The following is a 6,467-nucleotide window of genomic DNA, read 5'->3' on the forward strand; positions in this document are numbered from 1 at the left end:
CCAGCGGGCTGCGCGAGGCGTACCTGCGCGGGTGCGCCACGGTGGGCCGCCCGGTGCGGGTCCTGCTGCCGGACGGGCGCGAGGTGCGCGGCACCGCGACCGGCGTGGACCCGGACGGGCAGCTCCTGGTCGACGCGGCCGGCGAGACGCTGCGCCTGGCGGCCGGGGACGTCCTCCACCTGAGGTGAAAGGAAGGGCCCCCTATTAACGCCTCCGGTAGAGGAAGGGCCCCCTCTTAACAACGACGGTGCAGCCGCCCGCGCGGCCGATGCCGCCGTGGTGCGCCGACCGGTTACGGTCAGCGCGTCCGGTTCTGCGAGGAGGTTCGAAGTGGCGTTCCCCGAAGACGTGCTCACCGAGGACGAGCACGTCGTGCTGCACCTGCACCCGCACTGGAAGGCCCTGATCCGGCCGATCCTGGTGCTGGTGCTCACCGTCGCGGCGGTGATCGCCGGCTGGGTCCTGCTGCCCGACGGCGACGGCGGCACCGTCGCGCTCTACGCCATCGCCGGGCTCGGCCTGGTGCTGGCGTTGTGGTTGGGGCTCTGGCCGTTCCTGGTCTGGCGCACCACGCACTACCTCTTCACGAACGAGCGGGTGCTGCTCCAGGAGGGGGTGTTCTCGCGCAACCGGCGGGACCTGCCGCTGACCCGGATCAACGACCACGCCATGCACCAGAGGTTCGTCGAGCGGATGCTCGGCTGCGGCACGCTCACCATCGAGTCGGCCGGCGAGCGGGGGCAGTCGGTGCTCGCCGACGTGCCGCACGTGGACAAAGTGCAGACGAAGCTCTACGAGCTGGTCGAGGCCCATCATGACAAGCACAGCCTGGGCGACGGCGAGATGCGCGAGATCCTGGCCGACATGGCCGAGGGCAAGCCGCTGCGCGACCCGTCCTGACGAACGCCGTCGCCCCCGTCCGGACAGGCGGGGACGACGGGGTCGGTCGGTCAGCGGCGGGCGCGCCGCGGTTGGAGTTCGGCGGCGAGTTCCGCGTCCAGGTCCGCGCCGAGGGCGCCGCCCAGGCCGGCGTCGGCCGGCGCGGTACGCCCCTGGGGTGGGGAGTAGTCGGCCGTCGGCCGGCGTCCGGCGGCCAGCGGCGGTTGCTCCTCCTCCAGCTCGCTGACGGACTCGGCCAGTTCGGCCACCGGGTCCATCTCGGCGACGTTGTCCCATTCGTCACGCGGCACCGAGTGCCAGGTCTCGTCGGCGTGCTTCGGCACCGGCTGGAAGACGAACGTGCGGTAGGACCAGAAGCGGAACAGCGTGGCCAGCAGGACACCGATCGTCTTCGCCACGTTCAGCGCGAGCAGGCCGTGGACGCCCAGCCCGTACTTGGCCAGGGCCAGCACACCGAGTTCGATGAGCAGGCCGGCACCGTTGAACAGGAAGAACAGGGCGTATTCGCGCCGTAGCGCAGATTTCGGTCGATCGCGGTACGTCCAGTGACGATTCATCAGATACGACGTGATGGTCGCGACGATCGTCGCGATCACCGTCGCCTTCAGCTGGCCGTCACGAAAGACCGTGAGTGCCAACGCATTGAACACCGCGTAATTGATGACGGTGTTGATGCCGCCGACGATGCCGAATTTGAGCGCCTCGTGGATGAACTTCTGCCAGCGCTCGGGCAGCAGACGGACTCCAGGCATGCGGAACACCTTAGGGCAGTGGGCAGGGCCGGCTGGGCCCGGCGGGTCGGGATGGGCGGTGGGTCACGCCCCGGACTCTCGGTCGTGGCTCGTTGCCGGAACGGGGGGAGTTCCCGCCTCGACGAAGACGAACCGTCGGTAGGACCAGAACCGGAACAGTGTGCCCAGGCCGGTGCCGACGATGAAGCTGGCGATGTTGTCGGCCAGCGGGGTCTGGAACACCCCTGGCCAGATCGCCCCCAGCCCGTAGCGGCTGATCGCCAGGCAGGCCACCGCGATGCCGAGGCCCACGCCGTTGAAGAAGAAGAACAGCGCGTACTCGCGGGCGGGGTTGGAACGCTGGCGGTGCCGCCAGGTCCAGAACCGGTTGCCGAGGAAGGCGATGGTCGCGGCGATGACCGTGGAGATCGTCTTCGCCGCCAGGGGCGGCATGCCCCGACCGCTCGCCAGATAGTTGAAGAGGGCGAAGTCCACCAGGAAGGCGAAACCGCCGACGGTGGCGAACTTGCTCAACTCGTGGATCAGGTGGCCGAAACGGTGGAGCAGGGCCCCGATCGGACCCCGACGGGTCTGCGGGGCACCCGGTTGGTCCCCGGTCATCGTCGCGGCCACCCGCCGAGAGTACCGGTTGCACTCCGGAGGGGCCGACCGCAACGGCGAGTCGGCCGGGGCAACTTGGGCGCTGGCCCTCCCGCCCGGTCGTCCCGGCCGAGGAACGGCCGCCCCATTCGGGGGTCCGTGAGCAGAGCGTAACCGACAGTACGAATGTGTGGAGCGCATCACGGAATCGCCTTTCGTGACATCCCTGTGTGCATCCGCGGATCGGACGCCGTGGCCGGACGGGTGACGGACCGGGCCGGCGAAGGTTCACCGCAGGATTTGCGTGAAACTGCGCGCGAAAGCGGGTATCAGATCGCGATGCCGCAGCGTGGCCGTACCTTGTGCAGTTCTTCACAACCAGTCCCACTGACTGGCGAGGCAGCCCGGTTTACGCTGAGCCCAATCCCAGGTTTCCACGACGGCGGCGCCTCGCCCGCCAGAACTCGTGCATCCCATAGATCGGTCAGCGTCGACCACAAGGAGATGTGACATGGTTGCTCCGGCTACTGTTCGGGGTATCGATCAGGCCCCGACGTCCCACCCCAAACTGCTCTCCTGGGTACGTGAGGTCGCGGAACTGACCACCCCCGACCGCGTGGTCTGGGTGGACGGGTCCGACGAGGAGTGGCGTCGCCTCACCGACGAACTCGTCGACAACGGCACCCTGGTCCGGCTGAATCCCGAGAAGAAGCCGAACTCGTTCTACGCGCGGACGGACCCGACGGACGTCGCCCGGGTCGAGGAGCGCACCTTCATCTGCTCCGTCGACGAGGCGGACGCCGGCCCCACCAACAACTGGATGGCGCCGGCCGAGATGAAGCGGACGATGACGGACCTCTACCGCGGCAGCATGCGCGGTCGCACCATGTACGTCATCCCGTTCTGCATGGGCCCGGTCGAGGCCGAGAGCCCGATGTTCGGTGTCGAGATCACCGACAGCCCGTACGTGGTCGCCTCGATGCGGATCATGACCCGGATGGGGTCGTCGGTCCTGGAGGCGATGGGCGAGGACGCCGACTTCGTGCACGCGCTGCACTCGATCGGCGCCCCGCTGGCCCCGGGTCAGCAGGACGTGGCCTGGCCGTGCAACGAGACCAAGTACATCTCGCACTTCCCGGAGACCCGCGAGATCTGGTCCTACGGCTCGGGCTACGGCGGCAACTCGCTGCTCGGCAAGAAGTGCTACTCGCTGCGGATCGCCAGCGTGATGGGGCGGGACGAGGGCTGGCTCGCCGAGCACATGCTCATCCTCAAGATCACCTCGCCCGAGGGCAAGGTCTACCACATCGCCGGCGCGTTCCCGTCGGCCTGCGGCAAGACCAACCTCGCGATGCTGGAGCCGACCATCCCGGGCTGGAAGGTCGAGACCATCGGCGACGACATCGCCTGGATGCGCTTCGGCCCGGACGGCCGCCTCTACGCGGTCAACCCGGAGTACGGCCTGTTCGGCGTCGCGCCCGGCACCGACTGGAAGACCAACGCCAACGCCATGCGGACGCTGGACCGCGGCAACTCCATCTTCACCAACGTGGCGCTCACCGACGACGGCGACATCTGGTGGGAGGGCATGGGTGAGCCGCCGGCCCACCTGATCGACTGGAAGGGCAACGACTGGACGCCGGAGAGCGACAACCTCTCCTCGCACGCGAACAGCCGTTTCTGCACCCCGATCACCCAGTGCCCGATCCTGGCCGACGACTACTACGACCCGAACGGCGTGCCGATCGACGCGATCCTGTTCGGCGGCCGGCGGCGGGACACCGTCCCGCTGGTGACCGAGGCGCGGGACTGGGTGCACGGCGTCTACATGGGCGCCACGCTCTCCTCGGAGACCACCGCCGCCGCGTCCGGCGCGGTCGGCGTGGTGCGTCGCGACCCGATGGCCATGCTGCCGTTCATCGGTTACCACGCCGGTGACTACTTCCGGCACTGGATCGAGATGGGCAAGGGCGCCGACGGCGACGAGGCCAAGCTGCCGAAGATCTACTACGTCAACTGGTTCCGCAAGGACGCCGAGGGCAGCTTCCTCTGGCCGGGCTTCGGCGAGAACTCCCGGGTGCTCAAGTGGGTCATCGAGCGCCTGGAGGGCCGGGCCGACGCGGTGGAGACCCCGATCGGCATGGTCCCGGCGCAGGACGCGCTGGACGTCGAGGGCCTGGACATGACCCCGGAGGACGTCCGGATCGCGCTCAAGGTCGACCCGGAGGAGTGGCGCAACGAGCTGCCGCTGGTCACCGAGTGGTTCGAGAAGTTCGGCGACAAGCTCCCCGGCGTCCTCTGGGCCGAGCTGGACGCGCTGCGCGCCCGGCTCGACGCGGAGCCGCAGAAGTAACAGGTGTGCCGGTTGCCCGCGGCGGGCAACATCGGATGCCATGAGGACGGCCGCCGAACCTGTCGAGGTCCGGCGGCCGTCCGCCGTCCGGGCGCTGACCACGCTGCTCGCCGTGACCGCGGCGGCCACCGTCGTGGTCGAGCTGCTCAACTACTGGTACGCCCCGGAGCAGGAGTTCGGCCTCGCGGTACGCACGGGTTGGGCGATGCTCCGTTCGCTCGGCTTCGTGCTGCTGATCGGGCAGGTCAGGAAGGGCCGGGTGAGCGCCCGGCCGTTCGGGTTGATCCTCGCGGTGACCACGATCTTCGCGGTGGGCCGGTTGGTCGTACCCCGGGCCGGGGTGCCCGCGCTGCCCGGCCTGGTCGGGTTCGCCGCGCTCACCGCGCTCTGCGTCGCCGTGGTGGTGCTGCTCTACCGTTCCGACGCGGTCCGCGCCCACCTGGTCCGGCACCGTAAGGGCCTGGTCGTCGAGGGCGGCACCATCGCCTGGCGGGAGGTGGCGCCGAAGCGCCCGCAGGCGAACGGCTGGCTGCTCACCGCCCGGGTCGCCGCGTTCACCTACAGCCCGCTGATGCTGGTGCCGGCGCTGGTGGCGACCGGGTCCGTGCTGGACGGGCGGATCGCCGCCGTGCCCGCACTGTTCCTCTGGTTCGGCGCCGGTGTCGCGGTCAGCTACGCGGTGCTGTTCTGCACCGCGTTCCTGCTGCGCGGCCGGGACTGGGCGCGGCGGGCGCTGGTCGTCGTCACGCTCGGCGTGCTCGCGCTCGACCTGCCGCTCTGCTGGTGGCTGCTCGGCGTCGACGGCCTGGTCCGCGACGGCGCCCCCCTGCTGACCGCCGCCGCCCTCACCCTCTACTCCCTCCACCGCACCACCCCCTGACCCACCCACCCCCACCCGCCCGCGTCCGGCGGGGGGCGCGTCGATCATGAGGTTGGCGGCGGTCGGGGAGATCGAACATGCCGCCAACCTCATGATCGACCAAAACGGGGGTGGCGCGGGGGAGGATGTGGGGGTGGTGGGCAGGGTGTGGGACGTCGTGGTGGTGGGGGCGGGGCCGGCCGGCGCGGCGGCGGCACTCGCGGCACGACGGGCGGGCGCGGCCCGGGTGCTGCTGCTCGACAGGTACGACTTCCCGCGTGACAAGGCGTGCGGAGACGGCATCGCCGCGCACGCGCTGGACGTGCTCGCCGAGCTGGGCGTGACCGGCGCCGTCGACGGATATTCGCCGCTGCCCGCGCTGCGCCTGGTCGCGCCCGGTGGCGGCACGGTGGCCCGCACGCTGCCCCGGCCCGCGTACACGGTGCCGCGGAAGGTGTTCGACGCGCGCCTGGTCGAGGCGGCGGTCGGGGCCGGGGTGGAGCTGCGGCGACACACCGTCCGCGCGGTGGAGGTGTCCGCCGACCGGGTGGTGCTCGACGGGGACGTCGCCGGACGGGCGGTGGTCGGGGCGGACGGCGCGGGCTCGGTGCTGCGCCGGGCGCTCGGGCACCCGGTCAACCCGGACCGACACCTCGCGCTCGCCATCCGGGGCTACGCGCCCGCGCCGCCCGGCCCGCCCGAGCAGCTCATCGTCACGTCGGCGGCGCGCTGGCCCGCGTACGCCTGGGCCTTTCCGATCGGGGACGGGCGCGCGAACGTCGGGTACGGGGAGGTGCTGCGCGGTGAGCCGCTGACCCGCGCGCACCTGCTGGACCGGATGGGCGCACTGCTGCCCGGCACCGACCCGGCGACGGTGACCGACCTGCGGGCGCACCACCTGCCGCTCTCCACCCACCGGCCGGCGCCCGGCCGGGGCCGGGTGCTGCTGGCCGGCGACGCGCTGTCGTTGATCAACCCGTTCACCGGTGAGGGCATCTTCTACGCGCTGCGCTCCGGCGCGTTG

6 protein-coding genes and 1 pseudogene are annotated in these 6,467 nt (G+C 70.9%); 5 read left to right on the forward strand and 2 right to left on the reverse strand.

All coding sequences use genetic code 11. The features are described from left to right. Both HUW36_RS22860 and HUW36_RS22865 read left to right on the forward strand, forming a co-directional pair. Nucleotides 1-188 (forward strand): annotated as a pseudogene (locus HUW36_RS22860) (biotin--[acetyl-CoA-carboxylase] ligase); the annotation flags it as partial. 142 nt (nt 189-330) lie between these two features. Then, a complete protein-coding gene (locus tag HUW36_RS22865) occupies nt 331-900 on the forward strand; it encodes a PH domain-containing protein (protein ID WP_174530053.1) in 570 nt (189 codons plus the stop codon). A gap of 50 nt (nt 901-950) precedes the next feature. Here the strand turns inward: HUW36_RS22865 and HUW36_RS22870 are convergent, their stop codons facing one another. Both HUW36_RS22870 and HUW36_RS22875 read right to left on the reverse strand, forming a co-directional pair. Next, nucleotides 951-1,652, reverse strand: coding sequence for a GtrA family protein (locus HUW36_RS22870; RefSeq protein ID WP_174530054.1), 702 nt, complete (start codon nt 1,650-1,652; stop codon nt 951-953). Nucleotides 1,653-1,715: 63 nt separating this feature from the next. Next, the gene (locus tag HUW36_RS22875; RefSeq protein WP_091584198.1) at nt 1,716-2,252 is read right to left on the reverse strand and encodes a GtrA family protein; all 537 of its coding nucleotides are present in this window, start codon (nt 2,250-2,252) and stop codon (nt 1,716-1,718) included. A 490-nt stretch (nt 2,253-2,742) separates the two neighbouring features. On the opposite strand from HUW36_RS22875, the gene HUW36_RS22880 reads away from it, so the two are divergent. From HUW36_RS22880 to HUW36_RS22890, 3 genes are all read left to right on the forward strand, one after another. Then, a complete protein-coding gene (locus tag HUW36_RS22880) occupies nt 2,743-4,584 on the forward strand; it encodes a phosphoenolpyruvate carboxykinase (GTP) (RefSeq protein ID WP_174530055.1) in 1,842 nt (613 codons plus the stop codon). A 40-nt stretch (nt 4,585-4,624) separates the two neighbouring features. Further along, complete coding sequence (locus HUW36_RS22885) at nt 4,625-5,464, forward strand: hypothetical protein (RefSeq protein WP_174530056.1); 840 nt, start codon at nt 4,625-4,627, stop codon at nt 5,462-5,464. A gap of 91 nt (nt 5,465-5,555) precedes the next feature. After that, nucleotides 5,556-6,467, forward strand: a 912-nt coding sequence (locus HUW36_RS22890) for a geranylgeranyl reductase family protein (RefSeq protein ID WP_174530057.1), incomplete at its 3' end; no start/stop codon positions are given.

Origin of the sequence: Micromonospora maritima, assembly GCF_902825405.1 — a bacterium.
Classification (GTDB): domain Bacteria; phylum Actinomycetota; class Actinomycetes; order Mycobacteriales; family Micromonosporaceae; genus Micromonospora; species Micromonospora maritima.

Excerpts from the sequence above, each read along its gene's own strand:
- HUW36_RS22875 (WP_091584198.1), bottom strand. The coding sequence starts at position 2,252 with ATGACCGGGGACCAACCGGGTGCCCCGCAGACCCGTCGGGGTCCGATC.
- HUW36_RS22880 (WP_174530055.1), top strand. The coding sequence starts at position 2,743 with ATGGTTGCTCCGGCTACTGTTCGGGGTATCGATCAGGCCCCGACGTCC.
- HUW36_RS22885 (WP_174530056.1), top strand. The coding sequence starts at position 4,625 with ATGAGGACGGCCGCCGAACCTGTCGAGGTCCGGCGGCCGTCCGCCGTC.
- HUW36_RS22870 (WP_174530054.1), bottom strand. The coding sequence starts at position 1,652 with ATGCCTGGAGTCCGTCTGCTGCCCGAGCGCTGGCAGAAGTTCATCCAC.